Consider the following 26,405-nt stretch of genomic DNA (forward strand, 5'->3'; position numbering starts at 1 on the left):
GCTGCGGGTGTCCTTGAGCCATCCACAGCCTCGCGACATCCACAGCGATGGGCGTAAGTTTTGCAGCATGCACGAACCTGATCCCGAAGTAGCCGAAGCAGGCGTGCCTGAAGTCGGGGTACGGAGAATTCGTCCGTCTACTTCCGGTTTGCAGGCTTCGCTTTCCAAGCGTCGCCAAGTTCGCGATCCACTGCCGGACGCATTGCTGCGCCGCGTGAAGCAGTTCTCCGGCCGTCTGGCCACTGAGGCTGTGACGGTGATGGAAGAGGAACTTCCATTCTTCGACAGTCTCGACGCGTCCCAGCGCGCCGACGTTCAGTTGCTGGTGCAGACGTCGGTGGTGAATTTCCTGGAGTGGCTCAAGCAGTTGGATTCGGAGATCAGCTTCGGGTACGAGTCTTTTCCGGTCATCCCCCAGGATTTGGCACGCCGACTCACTCTGCGACAGACCGTCGACATGGTCCGAGTCGCGATGGAATTCTTCGAGAAGTGGCTGCCGGCGTTGGCTCGCAATGACCAGCAACTCATCGCTTTGACGGAAGCTGTCCTGAGATACGGCCGCGAACTCGGATTCGCGGCCGCGACGGTGTACGCGAGCGCTGCCGAATCTCGTGGCGCGCTGGATACCCGTCTGGAGGCGCTGGTTGTCGACGCCGTTGTCCGGGGCGATACCGGTTCGGACATGCTTTCGCGAGCAGCAACTCTCAATTGGGACGCAACAGCTCCAGCCACCGTCATCGTCGGGTCGCCGCCGCCGGATGAACGGGTATCGGTCGCTGGAAATGTTCACGCCACTGCGGCAACTCATGGTCGCGCCGTGCTCGCTGTCGTTCAGGGCAGTCGCCTCGTGATGATTGTCAGTGGCGACGTGAGCAGTAAATCCGAAGAAAGTGAATTCATTCAGGATCTGTTGAAGAACTTCGCCGACGGACCTGTCGTGATCGGCCCGACCACACCGACGTTGAGCGCCGCACATTTCAGTGCGTCCGAGGCGCTGGCCGGAATCAAGGCTGTCGTCGGGTGGCGGGGTGCTCCACGCCCCGTATTCGCGACGGAACTACTGCCCGAACGCGCACTCCTGGGAGACCAGGCCGCGGTCGATGCCTTGCAGGATCATCTCGTCACGCCATTAGCTGCGAGCGGCACCGTCTTGACCGACACTTTGGATACCTATCTCGACTGTGGAGGTGCGGTTGAGACTTGTGCACGTCAGCTGTTTGTTCATCCAAATACCGTTCGGTATCGACTCAAAAGAATTACCGAGGTGACCGGTCGGGATCCTACTAATCCGCGCGACGCATACGTATTGCGCATAGCAGCTACCGTGGGCCGATTGACGCAAATCGATAACAACGTGGACAAATTGGCAACTTCGGTCACAACCTTCACAATGTGACGAACCGGGATGTAACTCTTCGACGTCCAATTCCGATAGCGGACCGCGACGTGGGAATTTGTAGGAAACCTACAAAACGCGCAAGCAGAGTTCATCGCGACCGACATCTCGCAGGCGGCTCCGCGCAGTGTTCTCTTAGTAAGTGATTTCGTTGCTCGCCCCAGGACAGGGCTCTCAGACACCCGGCATGCTCAACCCATGGTTGACGTTGCCCGGCGCGCAAGACCGCCTTGAACTGTGGTCGAAAGCCGCGGGCTTGGACCTCGTCCGCCTCGGCACTACCGCAACAGCCGAAGAGATCACCGATACATCGGTCACTCAGCCGCTCGTCGTAGCAGCCGCCCTCCTTGCCTATGAGGAAATCGAATCACGGGGCCTGCTCGGTTCCGACGTGATCGTTGCCGGTCACTCTGTCGGCGAACTCGCCGCAGCCGCTATCGCCGGCGTCATCTCCGCTGACGACGCCGTCGCACTCGCTGCCGTTCGCGGTGCCGAGATGGCCAAGGCCTGCGCCCTCGAAGCGACGGGTATGTCAGCCGTTCTCGGCGGCGACGAAGCTGAAGTTCTGGCACGCATCGAGGAACTCGGCCTGGAGGCAGCCAACCGCAATGCTGCTGGTCAGATCGTCGCAGCAGGTCTACTCACTGCACTGGCAGAACTCGCGACCACCGCGCCCGCCAAGGCTCGGGTACGCGCACTTCCCGTCGCCGGCGCGTTCCACACACGGTTCATGGCTCCGGCTCAGGACGCCGTCGCAGCCGCTGCCGCCAAGATCACGCCTTCCGATCCGATACGGACATTGCTCTCCAATTCGGACGGATTGCCGGTCACCTCTGGTGCCGATGCACTTTCCAAACTTGCCGCTCAGGTAACGCGTCCCGTCCGCTGGGAACTCTGCTCCGCATCGCTGCGGTCTGCCGAAGTCACCATGGTCGTGGAGTTGCCGCCTGCCGGAGCCCTCGTCGGTATCGCCAAGCGTGAAATGCGTGGCACGCCGACGTTGGCCCTCAAGAACCCGGAGGATATCTCCGAACTGCCCGGACAGCCGTAGTCCGAGCGCTCCACCCACGTTCAGCTGCCTAACGCTGAACGTGGCGCATTACCTCAATCGATCAAGAAGGGAGCCACACCAGTGGCCCACACTCAGGAAGAAATCATCGCGGAACTCGGCCAGATCGTGGAGGAGGTCACCGGTATCGAGCCTTCCGAGGTTACCGCTGACAAGTCTTTCGTCGACGACCTCGATATTGACTCCCTGTCGATGGTCGAGATCGCTGTCCAGACCGAAGACAAGTACGGCGTCAAGGTTCCGGATGAGGATCTTGCGGGCCTGCGCACCGTCGGCGACATCGTTGCCTACATTCAGAAGCTCGAAGCCGAAGGCGCCGAAGCCAAGAACGCAGAGTGAGCCGACCGTGACTTCCGCTTCTACCCGCAGGGGGAAATTTCCCGACATCGTAGTCACGAGCCTCGCGACTTCGACGTCGGTGGCTGGTGATGTGGATGGCACGTGGAAGGCACTGCTCGCCGGCGAAAGCGGCATCGGAGTCCTCGACGACCCGTTCATCGAAGAATTCGACCTTCCGATTCGTATCGGCGGGCACCTCAAAGTTTCACCGGACGAGGGCCTATCGCGAGTTGAGATCCGACGGATGAGTTGGGTCGAGCGTCTCGCGCTCACCCTCGGCCGCACAGCGTGGAGCAACGCCGGTAGTCCCGAGGTCGACAAGGACCGCCTCGCGGTTGTCATCGGCACCGGACTCGGCGGTGGCGACACACTGATCGACGCGGTCGACAAGCTCCGCAGCGGAGGCTACCGAAAGGTGTCCCCGTTCTCGGTGCAGATGGTCATGCCTAACGGGCCGGCTGCGACGGTGGGCCTCGAACTCGGCGCTCGCGGTGGCGTCATCACGCCGGTTTCGGCCTGCTCGTCAGGATCCGAAGCCATTGCTCACGCTCATCGCATGCTTGTCATGGGTGACGTGGACATGGTGGTCGCCGGCGGTGTCGAGAGCTTTATCGACGCTGTCCCGATCGCAAGCTTCGCCATGATGCGGGCGATGAGCACCAACAACGAAAATCCGACTGCGGCTTCACGTCCTTTCGACAAGGACCGCGACGGATTCGTGTTCGGTGAGGCCGGCGCTCTGATGATCCTCGAAACCGAGGAACATGCCAAGGCACGTGGGGCTACGATTCATGCCCGCCTGTTGGGCTCCGGAATCACCTCCGACGGGTATCACATCGTGGCACCACATCCCGAAGGGCTGGGCGCGGCGCGAGCGATGACTCGCGCGATCGAGATGGCCGGTCTGACGAAGTCGGATATCAAGCACATCAATGCTCACGCCACTGCGACGCCGATCGGCGACATCGCAGAGGCTGCGGCAATCAATTCCGCAGTGGGCAATCACGCTGCGGTGTACGGACCGAAATCCGCGCTGGGACATTCGATCGGCGCTGTCGGCGCTCTCGAATCCGTCCTGACGGTTCTGGCTGTGCGCGACGGAATCATTCCGCCGACGCTCAATCTCGACAACCAGGATCCAGAGATCGATCTCGATGTCGTCAAGGGCGAAGCCCGAACCGGCAGCTTCGATTTCGCACTGAACAACTCGTTCGGTTTCGGTGGGCACAATGTTGCGCTCGCTTTCGGCCGGGCATAGCCAGTCGTTGCACCTGTCCGCGGGTGACGCCAGAACACAGCGTCGCTCGCGGGCACACCGATCGGCAATTAACCCGAAGGCACGTAATTGAAGGAGGACGCGATGACCATTCTGGCCCCCGTGACAAAGTCCGAATCGTCGACAGACCCACGCGATCCCCTTGCGCGCCTGGAGAATCTGTTCGATCCGGGATCTACCGTTCCTCTCCATCCCCGTGACAAATCCGGTGTACTCGCGGCATCCGGAATGATCGACGGTATTCGCACCATCGCCTACTGCTCGGATGCCACCGTCATGGGCGGCGCGATGGGCGTCGATGGATGCAAACATCTTGTCAGCGCGATCAATACCGCCATCGACGAGCAGACTCCCATCGTGGGCCTCTGGCATTCCGGTGGCGCCCGTCTGGCCGAGGGCGTCGAAGCCCTCCATGCCGTCGGACTTGTTTTCGAGGCGATGGTCCGCGCGTCGGGCCTGATCCCCCAAATCTCTGTAGTTCTGGGCTTTGCCGCCGGCGGAGCCGCGTACGGTCCGGCGTTGACCGACGTGGTCATCATGGCGCCCGAAGGTCGCGTTTTTGTCACCGGCCCCGACGTCGTACGTAGTGTCACCGGCGAACAGGTCGACATGATCTCGCTCGGCGGGCCAGACACCCACACCAAGAAGTCCGGTGTCGCACACATCGCCGCTCACGACGAGTCAGACGCCCTGCACCGCGCCCGACGACTCGTCTCCATGCTGTGCGAGCAGGGCACGTTCGATCAGCGTGCTGCCGAACTCGGCGATTCCGATCTGCGGGCCATGATGCCGGCGTCAGCGAAGCGCGCGTACGACGTGCGGCCGATCGTCCACGAACTACTCGACAACGTCGAGGGCGAGTCGAGTTTCGAAGAGCTGCAAGGTAATTATGCCCGCAGCATCGTGACCGGATTCGGCCGGATGGCGGGCCGTACTGTCGGCGTCATCGCCAACAATCCGCTCCGTCTGGGCGGGTGCCTCAATTCCGAGAGTGCGGAGAAGTCGGCGCGATTCGTGCGCTTGTGCAACGCATTCGGAGTTCCGCTGGTGGTTGTCGTCGATGTCCCGGGCTACCTGCCCGGTGTGTCGATGGAATGGGAAGGCGTTGTCCGACGGGGCGCAAAACTGTTGCATGCCTTCGCTGAAGCCACCGTTCCCCGCGTCACCGTGGTGACCCGAAAGATCTACGGCGGCGCCTACATCGCGATGAATTCTCGTGCACTCGGCGCAACAGCCGTGTTCGCGTGGCCGAATTCCGAAGTTGCTGTCATGGGAGCCAAGGCCGCTGTGGGGATCCTGCACAAGCGTGCCCTAGCCGCCACACCCGACGACGAGCGTGAGGCCTTGCACGATCGACTCGCAGCCGAGCACGAAGCCATTGCCGGTGGCGTGGATCGGGCCGTCGAAATCGGTGTAGTCGATCGTGAAATCGATCCCACGAAGACTCGCAGCATTGTCACGGCGGCTCTTGCTGCCGCACCGAACGTACGCGGACGCCACAAGAACATTCCGTTGTGAGAAACGTGGAGGGTGGGTCGCTGATCAGCGGCCCACCCTCCACGTTCACATCAGCTCACTCGACGGTGTAACCACATCACTTCCGCGCCCTCACCGGAGCTTCGGTACGGTTCCAGCTCTTCATCCCAAGGCGCGCCCATCGCGCGATCGATCTCGGCCACGATGTCACCGCCCGCATTCATGATGGATCTCAGTCGCATCTCACCGACCATGACATCACCGTTTGCACTGGTGGAACCACGCCACAACCCGAGCCCGGGTACATGACTGTAGCGTTCGCCGTCCACCCCACAGCTTGCATCCTCGGTAACCTCGAATCTGAGCATCGGCCACACGCGCAACGAATCAACCAGTCTTGCACCGGTTCCGACGGGACCGGACCAATCCGTTGTTGCACGGAGCAGTCCGTTGTCTGCCGGCTGAGAAGTCCATCTCAGCTTGGCAGGACTCGCCAACGTGGCGGACAAAGCCCAATCCACGTGCGGGCATAACGCAGCGGGTGACGAGTGGATGTAGACCACACCAGCCGTCAGATCCGCAAGGTGATTCGGTTGCACACGAGCCTCCTGCTTCGACGAGGGACGTCTTCCCCAACGACCTCTGCCGAGTTTGTGAAGCAGGCTCGATTGAACAGTGTGCCTGTGTTACCCGTGTTGCGCTAGTGAAACGGGAGAAAATTGTTACCTATTTGTCTACTATTTCCCCGCTATTACGTGATCGGACACCTCGGTCCATAACGGCTTGGCCCAGTCTCCGAATGGTCGATCAGTAAGAACGACGCACGCCGTGTCGATACGCGGATCCACCCACAGGAAGGTTCCCGACTGGCCGAAGTGACCGTAGGTAGCCTCGGAATTCTCCAGACCGGTCCAGTGCGGATTCTTGTGGCCTCGAATCTCGAAACCCAAGCCCCAGTCATTGGGCCGCGCAGAGCCGTATCCCGGCAAAATTCCGTTCAGGCCAGGAAACTGGACCGAAGTCGCGGCTTTGTGCGTCTGCGGTGAAATCAGCGTCGGAGCGAGTAGCTCTGCAGCGAACTTCGACAGGTCCTCGGCCGACGCCTGGGCTCCGTGCCCCGCCGGTCCCACCAATTCTGCAGTGGTCATCTGCAACGGTTCGAAGACTGCCTCGGCCAGATAGTCGGCAAAAGGTATCGACGTCTCGCTCTCGATCAATTCGGCGAGCACCTCGAACCCCGCGCTCGAATAGATGCGCTTCGATGCGACGGGCGCCTGGACCTTCCGCTCCCCGAACGCCAATCCGGACGCGTGCGCCAGCAGATGGCGAACGGTGGAACCTTCGGGACCCGCCGGCTGATCAAGCTCGACAGCACCTTCTTCGACGGCAACAAGAATTGCGTACGCACACAACGGTTTTGTCACTGACGCCAACGGAAAGACTCGATGCTGATCTCCATGGAATGCACGAAAGCGGCCACCCTCGTCGGAATTCTTTCCCGAGAGGACGACCGCTGCCGCATGGTCGACTGGCCACTGATCGATTACGTCAAGACTGTGCACTCGATCAGACTACTGGCCCATGGATTCAGTTAACTGATCACCAGTCAGCTTCGGTGTAGCGGATGACGCCACGGATGTTCTTGCCGTCCAGCATGTCCTGGTAGCCGTCGTTGACGCCCTCCAGGCTGTAGGTACGGGTAATCATGTCGTCAAGGTTGAGCTTGCCGGCCTTGTACATGGCGAGCAGGTTGGGAACATCCTGGCGTGCATTTCCGCCACCGAAGATGTTGCCCTGAAGATCCTTCTGGAGCATCGACATCAGGAACAGGTTGAGCTTGACGTCCATGTCCATGAGGTGACCCATGGCGGTGACGACACAACGACCAGCCTTGGCGGTCAAGATCATCGCCTCTTCGACGTACTCACCCTTCATCTCACCGACGGTGATGATGGTCTTCTGAGCCATGCGGCCGTGAGTTTCATTGATGATCGGTTCGATTGCGGCCGCAGCACTTTCGTAGGCGTGAGTAGCACCGAACTTGAGGGCCTGCTCGCGCTTCCACGGCACCGGATCGATGGCGAAGATCTTGCGGGCACCGGAGGCAACTGCGCCCTGGAGCGCACTGATTCCGACGCCGCCGCAGCCCATGATCACAACATCTTCACCGGGCTTGACGTCGGCGATATGCGTCGCCGATCCCCAACCGGTGGGAACGCCACAACCGACGAGTGCTGCAACCTCGAAAGGAATGTCCTTGTCGATCTTCACGACAGACGACTGGTTCACAACCATGTACGGGGAGAACGTGCCGAGGAGGCACATCGGGATCACGTTTTCGCCGCGAGCCTGGATGCGGTACGTACCGTCGCTGATTGCTTGACCGCTGAGCAGACCCATTCCGAGGTCGCACAGGTTCTGGTGCCCAGCTGAACATGCCGGACAGGTTCCACAAGCCGGAATGAAGGACAGCACGACATGGTCGCCCACCTCGAGACCCTTGACCTCCGGGCCGAGCTTGGTGATGACGCCGGAGCCTTCGTGTCCGCCCATCACGGGGAACGACGGCATCGGCGTTGCGCCGGTGACGATGTGGTGATCTGAGTGGCACATTCCCGCCGCTTCCATGCGGATCTGAACTTCACCGGCTACCGGCTCGCCGATCTCGATCTCCTCGATGGACCACTTCTCGTTGAGGCCCCACAGGATTGCACCCTTGGTCTTCACGTCACTTCACCTTTCATTCGCACACCCGCATCTTTCTTTGTGACCATAGCCACAAATGACCGAAATTGGAACGTGTTCTAGCAAAAGATTTAGATTCGCAGGTCAGACGCGCTATTGAGCTGGACTTTCGGCGTGGCGTCCAATTTCGGAATGACCCACTGAGTGGGACAACCAGATTTTCGGACCGTTCGCTCCAGCCATTGCGCGCGCCTTCCGACGCGGAGCAGACTTTGATGATGGGGAGTCCGGGGAATCGGCACGGAGAACATCCGCAACGCACACCAGCCTACGGCGTGGTCATGATCATCGTCGCCTTCGCTGCAGCGATCACGGTCAGTTACGTCGGGCCGGTGTGGTTACGGATCACGATCTACATCGTCGCGGTAGTCACCATTGCAGTCGGATTCGTACTCACGCTGCGTGACTACTCGACCTAGTTCGGAGCTCGTGTGATCGTGAAGGATTTCGTTCGCTGAGCGAGTGAAATCCTTCACGATCGCGGGGCTGCGTAGTCAAGCTGAGCATCTACACCAATCGAACAAAAGACGTAACGATTGGTCGAGAATTCGAGAACTATGTGGGTATGACGCAGCCTCCGCCGCCTTTCCAGCCCGATTCGAACGTCGACCATGCGTGGCACGACGGCTATAACCTCGGCCTCGGCCACGGCGCCGCCTCGGTCCCTCGTCCGACGCACCCTGTGGTCTGGGTTGTGACGGGCGCGGTAGGCGCCCTCGCGATCGCCGGTGCAATGTTCGGTGCAGTCACACTGATTGGCAAGGCAAACGCACCAACTGTATTCACGATGACAGGAACCATGAGCTTGGACTCCAGCGACTCGAGTTCCACTGGCTCCGGCTGCGTCGGCGATGGCGGCTATGACGACATACATTCCGGTACCGAGGTGAAGGTAACCAACGGGGACGGCAAGACGGTCGCCACTGGCCGACTCGAAAGTGGAGACAGGTCCAGCGGCGAGTGTGTCCTGCCATTCACCATCAAAGGTGTACCTGCAGGCAGTGAGTTTTACGAGGTCGAGGTCTCCCACCGCGGCGGGTTGACGTACTCCGAGGCTGAGGCGCGGGAGCCCCTGTTCTTCTCGCTGGGCTAACGCCAGCTCGGCGTGATTGTGAAGGATTTCGTTCGCTGAGCGAGTGAAATCCTTCACAATCACGCAGCCTGCGAAGTGGTGGGGCGGGTGGGGCTCGAACCCACGACCAATGGATTATGAGTCCGATCTCGTTACCATGCACATCCTGCGGAAACCTGTCAATAATCGCCCACTGCCTGCAAAAGTTCCGATCCGATCCGATCCGATCCGATCGCCCAATATTCCCGATTGTGGGCAAAATGTGGGCAAGGACGAGTGGGTGCGTCGAACAGGTAAGCGATCGACTTCACTTCCATTCTGAGCGGTAGGCGCGACCTGTCCGGACTGCCTGGCATGTACTTGTCACCACACTACGGAGGGCTGTCGTGTCGCATGACGCCAGCAAGACCGAGATCCCAATAACAGTGGCGCAAGTCGCCAAGCTTCTGGGATGGGAAGGGTCAGGATCAAACACAAGCCCGTCCTACGACACCGTACTCAAGGCATGTCAGAGGGGCGATCTACGTGCTCGACAGGTAGGCGGACGCAAAAGCCGGTGGCTTATCTTGCCTTCGGACGCAATAGCTTGGAGACGTAGTGGACTCTAGTCTGCGCCTTCGGTGAAGTGAATGTCTTCCAACTGTCTGGTATGTATTACGGACACTTCGCGAAAGGTAGTCATGGAAGACAAGCGTGTGCGAGGGATCCTCTACGTCCTCGGAGCTTTAGCTTTCGTATTCATTGTCAGCCAAAGCACGTTAGACGCATCTCCTGCGCAGATCTTGCTCTTCGTCGTCTTTATCGGCCTGCCAGTTGGATTCGTCGTACTTGTGATCCGCGCCTTGATCCGGGTCGGAGACAAGCGGCCGCCGCCTGTGCAGTTCGTCGCACCGCACTCCGGCCTTGGACCAGGGTGGTATCCAGACCAGCAAAGCCCCGGCTTAATCCGCTGGTACGACGGGCACGCAATGGACGTCACACGTGCAGCCAGCGAACACACCTCCCCCACCGCCGAGTTACTGAAGGACGCGACGATGAACCCACAGCCCGGCTGGTACCCAGACCCACAGAACAATGCCCTTCAGCGCTACTGGAATGGCACGATGTGGTCCGACGCCACCCGAAGGGGCAGCGGACTGACCTCACCGCAACCCCAAGGCATGCCGCAGAAGAAGCCGATGAGTACTGGCGTCAAACTGCTGATTGTTGGCCTACTAATCATGGGTAGCGGAATCGTCATCTCAGCTGTCAGCGGCAATGACAATTCGACGTCCACCGCTACGCGGATCACAACGACCGCTCGGGCACCATATGTTGCAGTCGACAAAGTCTCTCCAGAAACGAGGGCAGCAACGACCACCAAGCAAGCGCCGATTGCTACAGGACTCGGCACCGAGATTCGTGATGGCAAGTTCGCATTCGTGGTCACCAACGTGGAATCAGGACTCACCAATATCGGTAAGAAATCGTCATGGTTCAACGAAACCGCTGAAGGCCAATTCGTCATCGTCTCCATCGATGTCACGAACACCTCGACCAAGCCGCAGTTCTATTCCAGTTCAAACCAGCTTTTGATCGACCTTCAAGGCCGTGAATTCACTAACGACAGCTCCGCCGAGTTGGGCCTCGAAGGTGACAACAGAGGTGTCGGCGACCTAAACCCCGGCATAACTCGATCGACGCGCCTGGTCTTCGACATTCCAATTGATGCTGTTCCTGCCGCACTCGAAGCGCATGACTCAATGTTCTCAACGGGCGCGCGAGTCAAATTCAAGTGACCCCAGAAATAACTGAAGGCCCCACCAACGGTGGGGCCTTCGTCTTTTTCAGATCTAAATGCTGGCGCGACAATAGGCCCGGTTATTTCTTCCAGACGTATTCGATGCGTTCGTCGTCTAGTCCGCCGGGTCCTCTGCGGTCGGTGGGTTTGACGGTCACGTGGTCGAGAAGAATGGATACGACGTCGTGGCGTTGGCGGGGGCCGGCCTGTTCCCACCATTCGACTATTGCGGATGGTGTCGGTTCCGGAAGATCGTCGAGCACTTCTTGCTGCTTCATTTTCAATTCGATGGCCGCGATGTTGGCCCGTACTTTGTCGGTTCCGGCGCGCATCGTTTCGCGTTCGATGAGTCCGTCAGCGAAATCCTCACCGAGTGCGGTGTACCGAGCTTGGAGATCTTCGATCCGGGCTTCGGCTTCATCGCGGGATCCGAGCTGGTTGATCGACTTCGTCAACGCTGCCCGAAGTTTCGGTGACGACAGGCGCGCGAGGACCCGTTCGGTGACATCGGCGTCGAGGAGTTCCGCTTGAACAGACACCGTCGCGGGGCATTCACCACTACGAGTTGAGCACGTGTAGACAGCGGCGCGACCGGTGGACGCTGACGAATACAGGGCCCGGCCGCAGCCACCGCAGCGAGCGATACCACCACCGAGCAATGCGACCTGAGTGCGGCCGCCGGTGAACTTCGCGCGCTCCGGATCGAGCAACAGTTTGCACAGCCGGTTGTATGTGCGGGTTTGCAGGATCGGCGGGATTTCGGCGTCGACGAGTTTGTCGCCCGACTTCTTTTTCCCGATCATGCGGGGGTTGGTGAGCGCCCGTTTGATGGTCACCGTCTGCCATGTCTTGTCGCCGGCGGTGGCGATGCCCTCTGATTTGAGGTGCTCGGTGAGGCCGCGAAGTGAGCCACCTTCGAGGAGCCATGTGGCCATCATGCGGATGACGGTCGCTTCGTCCTCGACGACGGCGTCGCCTTTGTCTGTCCAGCCATACGCACGACTCACAACTGTGCCCCCTTCGGTCACTGTACCTACCGAAACTGTAGCGGACATGAGAAAGGGGCGAGACCGCAACGGCCCCGCCCCTCAGTTCCTGCAGCTCAGATCACCGCGACCCGCGTACCCATATCCCCTGGAACTCGACGGGGGTCGGTGTCTTCGCGGCCGCTGTCGCCACACCGAGAACAAGTCCAGCCAAGGTGACGATGGCACCCCACTGCTGGCCGTTGAGGATCCCGAACACTCCCCCGGCAACGCCCTGGACGGCGACGAGAAGAAGATACAGCGCGGTCCGCACACTCGAGGTGGAATGCAGTGCCGCGAACAGCAACGTAATCACGCCGAGGACGAGAGCCGACCACTGCGCGACGACAGTGGTGTCGATGTACCCCCATGACGCGAGGAGCACAATCGCGGCGCCGCCGTAGCGGTACCAGTTCTCCCGCGCGGACGCTGGGACTAGCTTGCGGATGGAATCGAGAATGGACATAAAAGCTCCTATCAGTGGGAGATCGGGAAGTGCTGGTCAGGTCCCGCGGTCGGGCGCAGTGCGACGGTGCCGGTCGGCGAGTAAAAGACGTCGCCATGTTCGAAGTGCTGGACGATGTCGCCGTTCTCGAGGGTGATCTCGTCAGAAGTGGGCCAGCCGAGTTCACCGTTCTCGAATTGGGCACGACGCCACGTCGCGAGTATCAGGCCGTGCACTCGGTGTCCGTCCTGCTCCCCGTACTTGCGGTACAGCGGACCACCTTCGAAGCCCTGGACGTCGCCCCACGGCTTTCCGTCCGGTCCGGTAAGCACGGTGTGGTCACCGATCGGGAACCCGAGCGGCCCTGCCTCCCACTCGTGGGTGGCGTACGTATCGAGCAAGTAGTTCGGGATCGCCTTTGCGCCAGTCTCGGGCGACCAGTAGATGGCCCCGTTATCGAAGTGGGAGAACTTCCCACCTCGGGTGCGACAGTCCAACTCGCCTTCCTCGAGGAGGCCGAGCCACGATGTTTCGCCGCCGATCCGCTTGTACTCCTCGTCGATTGCGTTGAGAACAACGGTCGGGACGGGCGCCGGCGCGAGGTATTCGGCAAGGATCTGTTTGGCGAACCACCACGGGAAGTAGGCGCCGAGGTCGGTGTGGTTGCCGATGCCCAGAACCTTTGTGACATAAGCGTGGTCAGCGATGCCGGATCCGCGGCGGTACCGTCCACCACCTTCGGCGAGGATCTCGGTAGCGATTGTGCCTTTGCGGCGGCAGACCTCGAGGGTGAGCCAGACGGCGATGCGGATGTCGTCGGCGCGGGCCATCCACTGCGCTTCGGTCCACGCTGCGCGGGATCCGGCGAAGCACAGGTTGTAGCTCGACGGGTTCGCGTTGAGTACGGACCATGAGGCGTAGTCGTCGTCGACGACGTGGCAGACGATGCGGTCGCGGACGATGTCGTGGTAGCTCGCATTGTTTGCGGGGTTTCCGCAGTATCCGGCAAGCTGGACAGCCGACGCGTTGCCTTCTTCGGTGTGCCAGAACGCATTTGTGACGGCGGCGCCGAAGCGGCTAGATCGCGCATTGCCAAGCATGAAGCGAGCTTCGAATGCAGGTGCTACAAGTGTCATGACTTCTCCTCGGGGTTGTTTGCGAACTATTCTTGGCCGTTGTCGCCAGTAGTCGTATTACGTGAAATATGTTTCACAGCAAGGCGATTGAATGTCGGACCGCCAATGACGCCGCGACCAACGTTGACTTCCGTGATATAGATTTGCACCTGATATCCCACAGCAGGTACCACCACCGATGTCACATCGAGGGATGAAAAGGTGTCCGAATCTTTCATGCGGGTGCGGGACCGAGAAAACAGGGTGCCGTCAGGTTTCAGGATGCGGATCTCCCACTCCGTTGTCCCACCCAAGGCCGTCCAGTCGAACCAAATTTTGCATTGGATGTCCCACAGCCCATAGTCATCGAGAATGATGCGGCCACCAGAGAGGTGACATTTCTTCATCGGCCCGATCTGATTCGTGAATCCGAATTGGCCTGCCGCGCTGATGCCGCCAGCGGTATTCGCGTACGCAGACCCGTAATCCTGCAGCGGCGAAAGAAGATTCATGTTGTTGTTCAAATCGAGTTGGCCATCACGAATATCTTTCAACGGACCTGGCCCGAAGGAGCCGAGACCGCGGATGGCTTTCGATAGATCATCCAATAACTGTCCGATGTTGAGGAACCCGTTGAGGATGTTCAGCAAGAAGTTTCCGCGTACCCCTTCGGCACGGTTACGCAGATCGAGGTTCCCTGCGTTACTGAAGTCGTACGGGTCAACATTCTGCAGACCCGAGACGGTGCTCTTCGAATATGTCTTCGGTGGAGAATAATTCGGCGCCATCGACGGATCGACAGGCACCTCACCATCCCACGCCATCAGTAGTCACCTTCCCCACGCACTTGCGGGTCGGCCTGCTCGAGGAGTTTGCGGGCGATCCTCTTCTGCCGGAGCTGCAACTCCAGTGCCGCATCCTGGTCTTCGGTGTAGTCGGAGATGTCGGCGACGATGATCGGCTCCTCCGCTTCGACGTCGGCCGGACCTGGGGTGCCGATCGGCACATAGATCACCCGATCAGTACCCGTCGCGTTCAGGCTCTCCGGATCCGGAACCTGCTTGTACAGCGGATTCTGCGGAGGCAAGCAGTCAAGGTTGTCGAAGATATGGATCGCCAACAAATGCTCAGCCATCGGGTCCATGTGCATCCCCGGCAAACCTTCACCCATCGGCGCGTCCCTGAACAGATCCGCCATCGGATGGCGGTTCCTGCGCGCCAACACAATCCCCGTCCGGCGATCCCGAACGATTCCGTCCTTGTCAGCTTTCGCCACAACTACCTCCATCACCTGGGCACAGTGTCACTGTATGTACCGATATTACGGTCACGATGCGACCGACACAGATTGCAGGATTGCCTTGACCTGCTCGATCTGCCGCGCCAACATCGCACCCGGCGCCACATCACGCTTGTCATCACCAATCGAGATGTCGTACCGCGGATCCTGATCGCGACTCCACGACAACTTCAACCCATACACGTGGTCGATGTAGTAGGTGCCGCGCTTACCGATCTCCACCGCAGTCCGGTCACCAAGGTCGAAGTGCTCACCGACACGCCACGGCGCGAAGTTCACCACCGAAACCTTGTACGAGCGGTACGCCTTCGTCTTGTCGAAGCCCGTCTGAATTGCCTGCAGCGCGGACAGCGAGGCACCGGTGCCGCCTGTGGCTTCCCAGTGCTCGCCGTAGCCCGGGCCGCGGATGCCCATCCTGTTCTGCCGCATCGGGTTCGCCATCCGATGGAACGCCAACACGACGTCCTCGATGAGGGAATCGAAGATGCCGAGCGCGAGGCCGGCGTTGCCGAACATGGCGCCGATGTAGCCGAGGATCGCGTTCGCAATGAGCTTCAGCCCAGCGTTCACCCAGTCCGGTGAATGGCCGCCGGTGACGATCGCACCTGCGAGGGCTTTGTGGACGGTCGCTTGCCACTGCCCGATGCCGGAGAGGCCTGTTCTCTGGGCGTTGCGCCACGTCACGAACGGCCGCTCAGGGTTCGTGCCCAGGAACCCGGACAAGGAGTACTCGGGCGGGTTCGGCGCACCGGTCACCGCGTGGACAACCTGATTGATCAGATCGTCCGCAAGCTCCGTGACCAAATGCGTGAGCCCGTCGAGGACGTTGCCTGCCTTGCCGCGGTACCCAGACTTGTCGACGACATCGATCGTGAGGGTCGACTCCGTCAGCGTGAAATGGTCGGGCGCCGGCTGCGGCATACCTGGGAACCAACGCTTCACGACAACCTGCAACCCAGCAATCGCGAGGCACGGTGCGATGACGTCGTGCAGGTTCCCGAAGCGGGTCGTGATGACCTGCCACATCGACTGATCGCTGAAGAACCCGACACTGGGGAGGACAACGATCGGCCAGTTCGCCGGGTTCAGGTTCGCCATCCACGACGACGGATTGAACAAGTCCTCCGGCAGCGCCCACAAGGGCCCGAAGCGCCGCAACAGGTTCAGGAAGATCAAGGACTTGATTCCACGTACCGAGGATCCTGCGTACGACCAGATCTTCGGCGCCTGTAGCTCGGCCGGCAACAGTGGATTCGAGTAGCAGACAATCTTTTTCATGTGCTCGTACTCGTGGAGGAACTTGATCTCGATGAACTCGAAACCCTTCTCATCCCCACGATTGGTGATCGACGACGCCTTACCGGTCCATTCCTTGCCGGCCATCTGCACGCGGATGTGGAGGTCTTCTTCGTCTTCGAGTTCCTCGATGACCCATTCGCGAACCTTGTGGTTCCCGAATAGTGTGAGTTCGGCTTCGCCGGTGTCGTTCAGTTTCTCCTCGAACGATGCAGCGACTTCACCCATGATCGGGACAGGGTTGCGCCAGTTCTTGTCGTACAGCGTCACTCTCGGGCGCGCGCGCATGACAGAAATGCGTTCGATGGTGCGTTGGCGGATGATCGCCCGCACCTCGTCAGGTGTCATCAGATCGGCCATCAGATGCACCTTCCATTACAGGGTGCAGAGTTCACTGTGGGTAACGGAATTGATTTCACAGTGCTTCGCCCCCGAATGCACGATCCCACTGCTGGACTGCGTACACGCTGAGCTGAGTCTGAGCGGTCCCACCCTTCAACGTCACCGGCAGTTGTGCGCCGACAGTGTGTGGTGGCAGCGAGTTATTGAAGTCGCCCTGCAAATTTGCGACCTCCTGACTGTCGTCCATCGCCTCGAGCGCGATCTGCAGCGGGTTCGTCTGAACGTGAAACGACTTCCCCACCCCGAGCGGCGGCAACGGCACATAGATCCTTTGACCAGCAGAGGTGTGCCACTTCGGGTACACACCCAACGCATCCGGCAGCGTGAACGTCGATGTCGTAGTGAGCTCGTTCGAGGAGTACTCGAGCCAACATTCCTGATCAGCAAGGTTGTCGATTAGTAGTGTCCGCTGACTGATCCGGTTCACACCCGACCCGCTGCCGGTGTCGAAGGTGACTGTGTCCTGAAGCGTCCGCGAATACCAATACGGATCGCACGCGAGCAAGGTCAGTGACCACTTAAATTTCGTCGTCAACCCCGGACCCAGTTTGAACAGGTCCTTCGGGGTTCGCTCGAGCCGCACCGTGATCTCACGCCAATCATCCTCACCGGGACCGAAATACATGCGGATCACAAAGTCGGGGCGCTTCCCCTTCGGCGGTTTCATGATCTTCCACAGCAGCGTTTCGACTTGCATGAACTCAGTCCAGTTGCGGCCTTGCACACCGATATCGCAATCGAGGATCCGTTCCTCGACGCGCGGATAATCCGACGGAGTTGAACCGGCCTGGTAGGCGTAGTTCTCCCGGACCTGGGTGATCGGTGTGTGATAGAAACCCGAGTACCCCTCGAGCAGTGAAATGCCTTGCCCCACAAAGTTGGGGCCGAAGATCGGCACCGTCACCAAATCCTGCTCGAACGTCGGAGACGTCGGATCGAAGTCCCGCATGATCAACAGGACGGGGTATCCGCCGTTGAAATCAGGGTCGCAAGTGGTCATTGATATCCATTCCCTACGGCGTCAGCACGGACAGGCCCTGTCGGGCACGACGGTCAATTTCGGCGATGAACTGTTGCGGCGTGCCCTGGTAACCGTGGAACTCGTTGGTGATGTAGGTATCTCCGCTGCTCTTGGACTGGGCGTACTGTGCTGCACGCTCATCGCGGCCCTGCCAACGCATGTACTCCTTCGCCCCCTCGTCGATACGTTCGTTGAGGCGCTCCCCCAGACCAAGAGGTGCCGCGAATTCACCGCCGATCTCCTTGAGCGCGTTGATACCCCACGTCCGCGTTTGCGGCCCGAAATCCTGCCGCGCCAACCACGCGTCGGCACCTTCCTTGCCGCCACGCGCAACGGTGTCCTTGTAGAACGTGTCGTCGTAGCCGGTGTTGTTCGGATCGAATGCCGTCGACGGACCGGAAGTCGCCGCAGCGTTCATCACAGCCGGTGCCGGAGTACTCGGACCAGACGCTGCCGCAGCATTGGCCGCTGCATTCGTGGCGCCATTGTTCGGCATCTGGCGCAAGATCTCGATGAAGTCCGGGCGCTCGAGCACCGAGATGAGTCGCTCGAAATCTGCAGTCATCTCAGGCGACAGCACCCGCTCCGGAGTCAGGATCTTCTTCGGCATCAGGCCGATGCCGCTCGCGATACCGCCCTGGTCGTAGCCGTGTCCCTGCCCCCACATTGCACCGAGGTCGTCGCCGTACGTCGAGCGGTAGTACCGCAACGCTGCTGACATCGATGCGTCCGGGTTCGTGCGATCGTTCGGCAGGGCCGGGTTTCGGTTGGCCGCAAAGGTTCCTGGAATGACCTGCAGTAGACCGACGGCTTCATTGCCGCCGGAGTTGACGTCCTGGACGCTCTGGACGATGTTCGGGTTACCTCCCGACTCCGACTTGATCTGCGCCAACATCAGGTTCTGGTTGCGGGTGCCACTGTCGAAGCCTTCGCGCTCAAGTGCCTCGATGACCTTTCCGCGCCACTGCTCGACACCGGCCCCGAGATCCCACGGTGTCGTGCCCGCGTCGGCAGACGATCCACCAGCGCCGATGAACGAGTTGATCTTGTCCAGGAAGCTGCTCTTGATAGCGTCGAGCGCTGCGCCGGGCACCTGGCCCATGAGGGTGCCACCAAAGTCCGGCATTGCCGACTTGAGTGCATCGAACGGCTTAGAAGCCAGCCCACGAGCTGTTACTGCGATCGCATTCCGGCCGGCGCTGATAGCGCCGCCCACTGCGTCCTTGACTCGATCCAGGAAGCCGGGTTCAGCTGGGGAGGAGGTACCGTCGGCGCCGAGCATCTTGTCCGTCGCCACATGGAGGTGGTGACGATGATCCATGTACGTGCCCTGATCGTAGAAACCAGTCCCGACGTCCTTACCGTCCTTGACATTTCGGTTGAACGGCCAGTGGATGAGCTCTTTGAGGTCCGGTGTGAAGTTGTCTGCCCACCACGTCGCTGCGGCCTTCATCTCGGGTGTGCCTTCGATGCCGCCGTTGGAGAAGTCGGCTGCCATCCCGCGCCCGTGGTACCCGGGGTCGCCGTCACGGTATGACGAGAACGCGCGTCCATTCTGGAGAAGCATGGGGAATTTTTCCGCCATGATCGACTCCATGTTTCCGACGATGCCGCCGTTGGAGAAGTAGCCGGCGAATCGCTTGACCCCTGCCACGCCACCGCTTCGGGCCGCAGCGTTGGCGCTGTTGACGTACGCCGGTCCCATCGCGCGCGTCCACTCGGGACGCATGATCGCTTCGCCACCGCCGACGGCGATCATCCGGTCGTCGCGGCCGGGCGAGTAGCCCGACATGACGCCAGTAGTCGGAGCGATGCCACCGGAAGCGAATCCGAAGAATGCCTTGTCAGCTCCCTCGTCGGACGTGCCGATCTCCGCGACGCCGTCCCACTTGGACAGTCCAGGGATGACTGCGGCGACTGCATTCCAGGCGTTTTTGAGTGCGCCGTTGATGACGTTCCGGATGATCCAGTTGATCGGATCCGCTGCCATGTTTTTGAGACGATCCCAGTCGCCGCCGAAAGCTTCGACAATTCCGAGAGCGAACTCCTTCAAGTTGGCGAGTCCGGTCTTGAAGCCAGGGAAGATCCGATTTGTGATGTCGAGGGTGGCCCCGCCGATCTTGGAACCGAGTTTGCCCCAGTTGATTCCGCCTTCGTCGGTGGTTCCGAGGATGTTCCTCCCGAGGTCGGCCAGGTTTGTCTTGAACGCCGCAAAATCTCCGGTGCCGAGGTTTGCGAGAGCGCTGGCTGCGTTCGATCCGAAGGTGCCGAAGTTGCTGCTGCCGACCTCTTGAGTTTCGATCGCCTTGGCCTGCAACTCCTCAAGCTTTCGGTCGAACTCTTCGACGTCACCGAACGTCTTTTCCCACTCCTCGCGCGTGAATTCCTTGAGCCCGATCGAGCGGCCACCGCTATAGGTACGGGCTGGGACAGTCGGCTCTTGGCCCGGAAGAAACGCAGTCCCATTGCCGGTGGTCGGTGCGAAGCCGCCACCGCCTTCCAAAGAAGGAAGGTTCGAGGGCTTCGGACCGTCATTTCCACCGAAAATTCCTGTCATCCACCCCCAGGTCTTCTTCACGTTGTCGATGCCCATTTGTATTGCGCCGCCGGTGAGTGGCCCCGCCCCAGGGACACCCGCCGATTTGAGAACTGACGCGTATGAGTCACCCGAAATGCCACCTAAACTGTTCGCTACGCCACCGACATCACCGTTCGTAGCGCTCGTGACAGCACCGACAGCCCCGGTTCCGGCACCATCAGATGGAAATGCTCGATTCATTAGATCTGTTGTCTTCTGGATCAGAATTCCGGCTTCCTTCACCAGGTTCAGGATGTCGGTGATGGTCGTGCGAACGTCCTCCCAGAAGTTCCGCATCTTCGCTTGGTTTTCGGGTTCGCGCATCCAAGCTGCGAATTCTCGAAGTGAGTCCGTCATTGACTCGATCATCGACTTTCCGGTTTGCTCCGAACTCTTGAAAAGCCCACCAACGACATCACCGACAGCGAGAAACAAGTCCTTGACCTGCTTCAGAGACTCGATCGACTTCTCCATGAAGTTCCGGATTGATTGCTCGCCCTTATCGGACTCAGTCCATTCCCGGAATTCCTTCATCGTGTCCGCGAACGAACCACTAAATCCGGGAAGAAAGTCAGAGCCGATGGCAGCGATGTTGGTGAGGGCACCGAACAGTTCGGAGAACCCGTCAATCACGGGACCGATTGCGAGGCGGGTGTTTTCGAGTATCTTCGTCCAGTCCAGCTTCACCGAATCTGTCGACAAGTCATCGATCGCGCGCCGAAGACCACCGTTGATCTCCGTCGCAATTCCGCCAAGCCCGGACGTGAGTAGCGGGAAATAGTTGTTTGCGAGATTGACTATCGAATCACCAAGGCCCTCGAACAGTTTCTCCTGAACTTCGAGACGAAGCGTCTTCCACGCGTCACTGAGCCCGCGGACTTCCTCCACGAAGCGACGAGCATTCGGGGACAGGTTCGCAAGCGCATCCGCATACTCATCGATCGCATCAGCATTCGCAGACATCGCCTCCGCTTCAGCAGCCTGCGCATCAACCAAGTTCTCCTGCGCGAGCGTGACCTGCTCCTGCGCGTCGACCACCGACTTGTTCGCATCGACAACACCCTGATCAGCCGCCGCGACAGCCTCTTTCGCGTCGATGACCTTGTCCGAACCCTCGATGCCCTTCTTGTTCGCATCAGCCGCATCCTTCGCGAGCTGCGTATTCCGGCGCCCAACCTCTTCCTGCCTGCGCAGTGCCTTATCCACACCGAGAGCAGCCTCGGACCGATCTAGTGCCGACGCGGCGGGATCTGCGAACGTCTTGTCGTAGGCCTCCCGTGCGCGGGCCAATGCGAGCACCGAGTCACGTTCGTCGATCGCAGTTCCCTTGAGCGCGAAGTTCAGGTCGTCGATCGTTGTCTTCGCGTCCTCACGAGCCTGATTGAGACTCTTCTGAGCTTTCTCCGCCTGGTTTTGTGCAGTTGTGACTCCACGTTCAGCGCGCTCGACACCATCGACAGCTTTCTCGACGCCACGCTCCGCCGAGGCGACAGCTTTCGCGGCCTGTGCACGCTTCCGCGCATCAGCCTCCTGCTGCTTCGCTGCAGCCGCAGTACCTTTCGCAGCGATCTCGGCGGCCTTCGAACCTTTCGAGAACGCATCGAACACGCCCGTGAAACCGATGACCATCGTCGCGATACCAGCAACAGCAGCACCTGCCACTGCAGGCAACAGTGAGATGATCCCTGCGGCCTGAGCGAGCTGGCCGACCAGCGGAACCAAGCTCAGCGCGGCCAGCGCCATGAGCGCCGTCTTGAGTAATCCTGCTGGGCTGATCGATGAGAGTAGGTTCTTGCCCATGTTCATCGCGGTCTCGGCGAGTCCGCCCAGGCCGGCGCGCACTAGTCGCGACGTCGAATTCTGATTCTCCTGAGCACGCCGCAACCGATGATGAGCATCAGCCTGGTCGCCGATGGTTTGGGTGACTCGCGCTGTGTTCGAGCCAAGTTCGTTGTTGGCGCGAGTCAGCGCAGCAGTGGCGGCGAGGCGCTGCGATGTTGTCGAGTTGGCGTTCGCATTGACTTCGGTAAGTCGTGCCTGCGCGACTCGGACGCGGTCGAGGGACTCCGACTGCTTTGTTCGCGCCCCGGACAGGCGTGTTTCCAGTGCTGCGATCTGAGCTTCAGCGCTCGCAACCGAGGATCGATCCATGTCGATCTGCATGCGGATCCGACGGACCATTCCACCGCGCAACCGACCATCTCCGGAACCAGAACCGTTGCCGTTGCCGTTACCATCGCCGCTTCCGTTGCCGCCGTTGGTGACGATGTTGACGGTCTGCGTGACAGGACGTGTCAGTGTCGCGATATGAGCTAGGAAGTCAGCTTCATTTGCGACCTCCAAGAACACCGGGGCCGTAATCCGCGCGACCCGAAGTCGCTCCTCGATCTCTCGCACAAACGGCTGCAAGTTTCCAGCAGCGAGTTTGATCTTCACCGTTGCATCGGGAAGGTTCTTCGTCGCCTTCCGAACATCGGCATGGAACTTCGCAGTATTCGCACGCAACACAACCGTCGCAGAGAACGCCGACTGATTCAGTCGTTCCTGCGTCTGCCGACGGAACTCCACCACATCGGCACGGAAACTGACCTTCGCCGCAAGACGGACCCGATCGAACTGCTTCTGCGCGGCCTTCGCTGCTTTCTCGGCCGCAACCCTGACCCGGGCCTCGAACTCGGTCCCGACGTTGCCCCAGTCGAGTTCCGCAGTAACAACGGCGTTCGCGTACGGGGCAGTCACGCTGGGCGCTCCTCGGGATCACACAAGAGGTGATGCCCGGCCCACAGCCAGCGACAAGTTCTATATGCAGGGTATCTGCACGGGATGGGTTTGGTGGAAAGTCACCGCTGATGTTGCTTCATCAGCTCGAGTGCGGCGGTGAAATCGTATGCCGCAGCTTCGACGGCCTCGGGAGTTGTTTCTTCCGCCTGGTGCTTTCGGAGGATGCGGAGTGGTTCAGTGGTGAAGTCATTGTGCAGCTCGGCTCTTGCGTCTGCGTCCGCCGATACCCACTTGGTGAGTAACGCTTTCACTGCGTTCGTCGCCCGCGCCGGCGGCAAGGTAATGAGATCCACTCCGCGCATCTGCAATTCACCGTCGACTTCTGCCCACGCGCCGAGTACTCGGTACCAGATTTCTTGCACTGTCCAGCGGGGCATCCAAAACCATTCGAGGACAAGCTGATCGGCGACCGCGTCGAGGAGTCGATTGTCGATACGGGATTCTGGGTCGAGGATCTGCTCGAACAGGAACTGCTTATCCGCATCGTCCCTCAGTGATCCGAATACCAGATGGATCGGGGTGAACGATACGACCATGTTGACCAGCGGAACGAGGTCCGGCCGGGTCACGTGCATGACCCGGCCGTCCACTGTCCACGCTGTCGGGTCTGAGACCCATGGTTCTGCCACTGACTATCGGCGACGCTTCGAAGCGCGAGCTCGAGCACGCCGCTCTTCTCGGTTCGTTTCCGGTGTGAATCGTTCGATGACGGTCACGACGATGCGCTCGAGGAAGTCCTGATCAAACTTGTCGCCGCGGGCGAACAGTCGGCGGTTGATGTAGATCCGGGACTGGTCATCGAAGACGTGGTTGATGAACGTCTGCAGCGAACGCGCTTTGTCTGCTGCGGTGGCGTCGTCGGACATCATGCCGATGACCAGGTTCCATGCTGCCGGTTCGGGTTTACGGGCCATGAGTTCGAAGCCATCGACGGTGAGGTACTCGATGTGTCCGTCGTCGTCGGGGAGGTCGGGGAGGTCGTCGGTGCTGAACTGCAACTCGTCGGGGATGGCGAGGCCCTTGTCGTCGATGACCTTTGGTGCGTCGAGGATTTCGTCGGGGGTTTCGATGATGTCGAGTACTGCTTCGACTTCCCGGGCGGTGGGGTTGCCGTCGGCTTGTGAGGGCTTGGTTGCGGTCTTGCGGGTACGAGGAGGCATCGTCATCTTCTTTCGGTTAGAGGGGTCGGACGGTGACGTTGTGGGTGCCGAGGACGTCTTTGAGTGCGTCGGTGAGGAATGGGTTTGGTTGGATGCCTTTGACGGACTTCGCGAACACAAACCCGCCTGGGCTGCGTGAGCCGCCGCGGCCTAGTGGGCCAATCATTTTCGGTGTCGGGAACTTCAGTGCTTTCGCGGTGACCGGGACGATGGGCTTGCCCTTTGGTCCGTAGATGCCGGTGCCTTCGTGGATGTACCGGGCCCGCTCGAGGGGCGATCCGACGCGTGTCTTCGCGGACGTACCAGACAAGGTCACGTGGTGTGTGATCGACGAACGCAACTGTCCGGTGTTGACGTTGCAGTTCACGCGGGCACGGTTGACGACCTGACGGCCCATGCGGTCGGACCACGCGACAGCATCCTGCGCGAGACCCCGCGCCATGCGTTCACGATGAAACTCCACATGGGCGGGCATCAGGTGGTCTTCCTCCGGGCACGCGGGGGCTTCGGGATCTGATTGACGTCTGGGTCGTCGTCAACCTCGAGCACCGCCATCGGCGCGTCGACGACAGCCTCCTCGTCGCGGTACGTCACGTACGGCTGACTCGGATCCGTCTTGAACGCGTCGAGGTCGGTGAGTCCGCCATTCGTGATGAGCTTGTCGACGAACGGAGTGCGCTCGACAACCATGTCGGCGCCCTCCGCCCAATCGACCGTGGTCTGATTCGCACGAACATGCACAGTGGTCATACCGCAGATCATACTGTGGACACAGTTGCACTGTATGTACCGCAATTCATTCGATGCGCGGATCGCCCTCGATAGGTGCGAACACGGAATCAAACTCCGGGATCACCGCATCGCACGGGCACCACAGTTCGACACCGACTGTGACGGTGAGCGATCCACCGTGAATGCCACCGGATGGGCCGCGCGGCATCCACGGACTGACGGATACTGGTGTGCCGCGATCGAACGCGCATTGCACGGCACGCATCATCGCGCGCGCGTCGTCGAGGGCGTCACGAGCCAGGGAGTCCAGCTCGGACAGTTCCGGCATCTCGTTCTTCTCCGTGAATCCGTAGCACCTGTAAACGACCACCTCGAGGTCCGCCGCGTACGACACCGGTTGCGTCAGATCCGTCTGTGCCGGATTCAGCTGGTTAGGGAACGCGGTTGTCGGCCAGATCCTTCCGGGGCGCACGAACGCTGTCTCGCAGCCGTAGGCGGGGACGATGTCGCCGGGGTGCACGGCGGCGTAATCCACTTGGCCGGCGCGCGTCGTTTCGAGTTTCGCGGTCAGCTCGTTGAGAAGTTGCTGAGCTTTGCCGTAGACATCCATCAGCGAAACCTCGCAACCCGAGGAGCATCCACCGAATGCACGCGCGACCGCGACTTCAGCTTGTGCGGATTGCAGGCGGCGATCCACTGATCCACCGACGCAACACCAGTCAACCCTTGCTCGAACAGGACTTGCGCGTCGACGAGCTGGATGTCGACGCCCTGCCTAGCCACGTGCTGCGCGCGGTCCGGGAGTTTGCAACGACCACCTTTGCGGGCTTTCAGGAACTCCACCGCGAGGTCACCAGCGGCCAGCTGCCCAGCGAGTGGTACCTCGAGGCCCTGCTTGTAGGTGACAGTGAACGCACCTTCTGCATCGTCGGCGACGGTGAGGTTCTGGTTTTGTGGCCACACTTCCCCGTCGACGCGGATCAGCCAGCGGTTGTTGCGGATCCGGTAGGCGGTGGCGTCGAGGGTGTCACCATCGACAGTTACGGAGACGATGGAGTGCACCGGCCCCGGCAATGCGACTTCGGTGGGGTGGTGGCAGCCGTCGACACAACCACACGAGCCGGGCATCCACGAACCTGACACCAAGCCGGGAAACCAGTCGGCGCCGACACCGGACCGCCCCTGATAGGTGGAGTAGTCGCGCGGGCTGAAGCACGGCCGCACAGTCGACGTCCGCAACCCGAACACCCTTCCCGTCAGCGCCCACAGGTTCGTGATCGCCAACTCCCCCATCGCTTCCTTGTCTGCCATCTCCGCATCAGCCCACTCTTTCGCCGACGACTGCACCGGCCAATCGAATCCTGCACTCACGATGTCTCCAATCATTCCGGTAGATA

General features: G+C 60.4%; 25 protein-coding genes. 8 read left to right on the forward strand and 17 right to left on the reverse strand.

Translation table 11 applies throughout. From position 1 onward, the window contains the following. The first annotated feature begins 67 nt into the window (after positions 1–67). The 5 genes from QM600_RS03575 (at position 68) to QM600_RS03595 (ending at position 5,598) form a co-directional block, all read left to right on the forward strand. Positions 68–1,396: a PucR family transcriptional regulator gene (locus QM600_RS03575; RefSeq protein ID WP_283260111.1), complete on the forward strand. Its 1,329-nt coding sequence runs from the start codon at positions 68–70 to the stop codon at positions 1,394–1,396. Between the two features lie 142 nt (positions 1,397–1,538). Next, positions 1,539–2,447: an ACP S-malonyltransferase gene (locus QM600_RS03580; protein ID WP_283260112.1), complete on the forward strand. Its 909-nt coding sequence runs from the start codon at positions 1,539–1,541 to the stop codon at positions 2,445–2,447. A gap of 81 nt (positions 2,448–2,528) precedes the next feature. Beyond that, positions 2,529–2,804, forward strand: coding sequence for a meromycolate extension acyl carrier protein AcpM (gene acpM / locus QM600_RS03585; RefSeq protein ID WP_033233096.1), 276 nt, complete (start codon positions 2,529–2,531; stop codon positions 2,802–2,804). Between the two features lie 7 nt (positions 2,805–2,811). Next, on the forward strand, positions 2,812–4,062 hold the full coding sequence (locus tag QM600_RS03590) for a KasA/KasB family beta-ketoacyl-ACP synthase (RefSeq protein ID WP_243619193.1): 1,251 nt from the start codon (positions 2,812–2,814) through the stop codon (positions 4,060–4,062). Between the two features lie 102 nt (positions 4,063–4,164). Further along, on the forward strand, positions 4,165–5,598 hold the full coding sequence (locus tag QM600_RS03595) for an acyl-CoA carboxylase subunit beta (protein WP_283260113.1): 1,434 nt from the start codon (positions 4,165–4,167) through the stop codon (positions 5,596–5,598). Between the two features lie 50 nt (positions 5,599–5,648). Here QM600_RS03595 and QM600_RS03600 read toward each other — a convergent pair whose 3' ends face one another. From QM600_RS03600 to QM600_RS03610, 3 genes are all read right to left on the reverse strand, one after another. Next, positions 5,649–6,155 carry a DUF3145 domain-containing protein gene (locus tag QM600_RS03600; protein ID WP_283260114.1) on the reverse strand — a complete coding sequence of 169 codons (507 nt, stop codon included), beginning with the start codon at positions 6,153–6,155 and terminating at the stop codon, positions 5,649–5,651. A gap of 138 nt (positions 6,156–6,293) precedes the next feature. Continuing rightward, positions 6,294–7,118, reverse strand: coding sequence for a serine hydrolase domain-containing protein (locus QM600_RS03605; RefSeq protein WP_283260115.1), 825 nt, complete (start codon positions 7,116–7,118; stop codon positions 6,294–6,296). A 37-nt stretch (positions 7,119–7,155) separates the two neighbouring features. Continuing rightward, positions 7,156–8,283 carry an NDMA-dependent alcohol dehydrogenase gene (locus QM600_RS03610; RefSeq protein ID WP_283260116.1) on the reverse strand — a complete coding sequence of 376 codons (1,128 nt, stop codon included), beginning with the start codon at positions 8,281–8,283 and terminating at the stop codon, positions 7,156–7,158. A 236-nt stretch (positions 8,284–8,519) separates the two neighbouring features. On the opposite strand from QM600_RS03610, the gene QM600_RS03615 reads away from it, so the two are divergent. The 3 genes from QM600_RS03615 to QM600_RS03625 all read left to right on the forward strand — a co-directional run bounded on the left by QM600_RS03615 (position 8,520) and on the right by QM600_RS03625 (position 11,151). Continuing rightward, complete coding sequence (locus QM600_RS03615; RefSeq protein WP_283260117.1) at positions 8,520–8,720, forward strand: hypothetical protein; 201 nt, start codon at positions 8,520–8,522, stop codon at positions 8,718–8,720. A gap of 146 nt (positions 8,721–8,866) precedes the next feature. Beyond that, positions 8,867–9,394, forward strand: a complete 528-nt coding sequence (locus tag QM600_RS03620) for a hypothetical protein (RefSeq protein ID WP_283260118.1) — start codon at positions 8,867–8,869, stop codon at positions 9,392–9,394. Positions 9,395–10,053: 659 nt separating this feature from the next. Then, the gene (locus tag QM600_RS03625) at positions 10,054–11,151 is read left to right on the forward strand and encodes a DUF4352 domain-containing protein (RefSeq protein WP_283260119.1); all 1,098 of its coding nucleotides are present in this window, start codon (positions 10,054–10,056) and stop codon (positions 11,149–11,151) included. Between the two features lie 82 nt (positions 11,152–11,233). Here the strand turns inward: QM600_RS03625 and QM600_RS03630 are convergent, their stop codons facing one another. The 14 genes from QM600_RS03630 to QM600_RS03695 all read right to left on the reverse strand — a co-directional run bounded on the left by QM600_RS03630 (position 11,234) and on the right by QM600_RS03695 (position 26,379). Beyond that, positions 11,234–12,160 carry a recombinase family protein gene (locus QM600_RS03630; RefSeq protein WP_283260120.1) on the reverse strand — a complete coding sequence of 309 codons (927 nt, stop codon included), beginning with the start codon at positions 12,158–12,160 and terminating at the stop codon, positions 11,234–11,236. Between the two features lie 100 nt (positions 12,161–12,260). After that, positions 12,261–12,644 (reverse strand): phage holin, encoded by a 384-nt coding sequence (locus QM600_RS03635; protein WP_283260121.1) that lies wholly within the window; start codon positions 12,642–12,644, stop codon positions 12,261–12,263. 11 nt (positions 12,645–12,655) lie between these two features. Next, the gene (locus QM600_RS03640; RefSeq protein ID WP_283260122.1) at positions 12,656–13,759 is read right to left on the reverse strand and encodes a hypothetical protein; all 1,104 of its coding nucleotides are present in this window, start codon (positions 13,757–13,759) and stop codon (positions 12,656–12,658) included. A gap of 26 nt (positions 13,760–13,785) precedes the next feature. Further along, complete coding sequence (locus QM600_RS03645) at positions 13,786–14,562, reverse strand: hypothetical protein (protein ID WP_283260123.1); 777 nt, start codon at positions 14,560–14,562, stop codon at positions 13,786–13,788. Further along, a complete protein-coding gene (locus QM600_RS03650) occupies positions 14,562–15,029 on the reverse strand; it encodes a hypothetical protein (protein ID WP_283260124.1) in 468 nt (155 codons plus the stop codon). The genes QM600_RS03645 and QM600_RS03650 overlap by 1 nt, the downstream gene beginning before the upstream one ends. A gap of 36 nt (positions 15,030–15,065) precedes the next feature. Beyond that, positions 15,066–16,694 (reverse strand): Gp37-like protein, encoded by a 1,629-nt coding sequence (locus tag QM600_RS03655; RefSeq protein WP_283260125.1) that lies wholly within the window; start codon positions 16,692–16,694, stop codon positions 15,066–15,068. Between the two features lie 55 nt (positions 16,695–16,749). Next, entirely contained in the window at positions 16,750–17,736 is a 987-nt protein-coding gene (locus QM600_RS03660) for a hypothetical protein (RefSeq protein ID WP_283260126.1), read from the reverse strand. A gap of 13 nt (positions 17,737–17,749) precedes the next feature. Then, positions 17,750–23,074, reverse strand: a complete 5,325-nt coding sequence (locus tag QM600_RS03665) for a transglycosylase SLT domain-containing protein (RefSeq protein WP_283260127.1) — start codon at positions 23,072–23,074, stop codon at positions 17,750–17,752. Positions 23,075–23,175: 101 nt separating this feature from the next. Then, entirely contained in the window at positions 23,176–23,691 is a 516-nt protein-coding gene (locus QM600_RS03670) for a hypothetical protein (protein WP_283260128.1), read from the reverse strand. A gap of 57 nt (positions 23,692–23,748) precedes the next feature. After that, positions 23,749–24,276 carry a hypothetical protein gene (locus tag QM600_RS03675; RefSeq protein ID WP_283260129.1) on the reverse strand — a complete coding sequence of 176 codons (528 nt, stop codon included), beginning with the start codon at positions 24,274–24,276 and terminating at the stop codon, positions 23,749–23,751. 16 nt (positions 24,277–24,292) lie between these two features. Beyond that, positions 24,293–24,751: a hypothetical protein gene (locus tag QM600_RS03680; RefSeq protein ID WP_283260130.1), complete on the reverse strand. Its 459-nt coding sequence runs from the start codon at positions 24,749–24,751 to the stop codon at positions 24,293–24,295. After that, a complete protein-coding gene (locus QM600_RS03685) occupies positions 24,751–25,026 on the reverse strand; it encodes a hypothetical protein (protein WP_283260131.1) in 276 nt (91 codons plus the stop codon). The genes QM600_RS03680 and QM600_RS03685 overlap by 1 nt, the downstream gene beginning before the upstream one ends. 46 nt (positions 25,027–25,072) lie before the next feature. Then, complete coding sequence (locus QM600_RS03690) at positions 25,073–25,618, reverse strand: hypothetical protein (RefSeq protein ID WP_283260132.1); 546 nt, start codon at positions 25,616–25,618, stop codon at positions 25,073–25,075. Beyond that, positions 25,618–26,379, reverse strand: coding sequence for a hypothetical protein (locus tag QM600_RS03695; RefSeq protein WP_283260133.1), 762 nt, complete (start codon positions 26,377–26,379; stop codon positions 25,618–25,620). The genes QM600_RS03690 and QM600_RS03695 overlap by 1 nt, the downstream gene beginning before the upstream one ends. Between the last annotated feature and the right edge of the window lie 26 nt (positions 26,380–26,405).

The sequence above is a fragment of the Rhodococcus sp. IEGM 1379 genome, assembly GCF_030056815.1.
GTDB lineage: Bacteria > Actinomycetota > Actinomycetes > Mycobacteriales > Mycobacteriaceae > Rhodococcus_F.

Coding starts and splice junctions, on each gene's coding strand:
- QM600_RS03575 (WP_283260111.1), top strand. CDS start 68: ATGCACGAACCTGATCCCGAAGTAGCCGAAGCAGGCGTGCCTGAAGTC.
- QM600_RS03595 (WP_283260113.1), top strand. CDS start 4,165: ATGACCATTCTGGCCCCCGTGACAAAGTCCGAATCGTCGACAGACCCA.
- QM600_RS03615 (WP_283260117.1), top strand. CDS start 8,520: ATGGGGAGTCCGGGGAATCGGCACGGAGAACATCCGCAACGCACACCA.
- QM600_RS03620 (WP_283260118.1), top strand. CDS start 8,867: ATGACGCAGCCTCCGCCGCCTTTCCAGCCCGATTCGAACGTCGACCAT.
- QM600_RS03625 (WP_283260119.1), top strand. CDS start 10,054: ATGGAAGACAAGCGTGTGCGAGGGATCCTCTACGTCCTCGGAGCTTTA.
- QM600_RS03635 (WP_283260121.1), bottom strand. CDS start 12,644: ATGTCCATTCTCGATTCCATCCGCAAGCTAGTCCCAGCGTCCGCGCGG.
- QM600_RS03640 (WP_283260122.1), bottom strand. CDS start 13,759: ATGACACTTGTAGCACCTGCATTCGAAGCTCGCTTCATGCTTGGCAAT.
- QM600_RS03645 (WP_283260123.1), bottom strand. CDS start 14,562: ATGGCGTGGGATGGTGAGGTGCCTGTCGATCCGTCGATGGCGCCGAAT.
- QM600_RS03655 (WP_283260125.1), bottom strand. CDS start 16,694: ATGGCCGATCTGATGACACCTGACGAGGTGCGGGCGATCATCCGCCAA.
- QM600_RS03660 (WP_283260126.1), bottom strand. CDS start 17,736: ATGACCACTTGCGACCCTGATTTCAACGGCGGATACCCCGTCCTGTTG.
- QM600_RS03670 (WP_283260128.1), bottom strand. CDS start 23,691: ATGCACGTGACCCGGCCGGACCTCGTTCCGCTGGTCAACATGGTCGTA.
- QM600_RS03675 (WP_283260129.1), bottom strand. CDS start 24,276: ATGCCTCCTCGTACCCGCAAGACCGCAACCAAGCCCTCACAAGCCGAC.
- QM600_RS03680 (WP_283260130.1), bottom strand. CDS start 24,751: ATGCCCGCCCATGTGGAGTTTCATCGTGAACGCATGGCGCGGGGTCTC.
- QM600_RS03685 (WP_283260131.1), bottom strand. CDS start 25,026: ATGACCACTGTGCATGTTCGTGCGAATCAGACCACGGTCGATTGGGCG.
- QM600_RS03690 (WP_283260132.1), bottom strand. CDS start 25,618: ATGGATGTCTACGGCAAAGCTCAGCAACTTCTCAACGAGCTGACCGCG.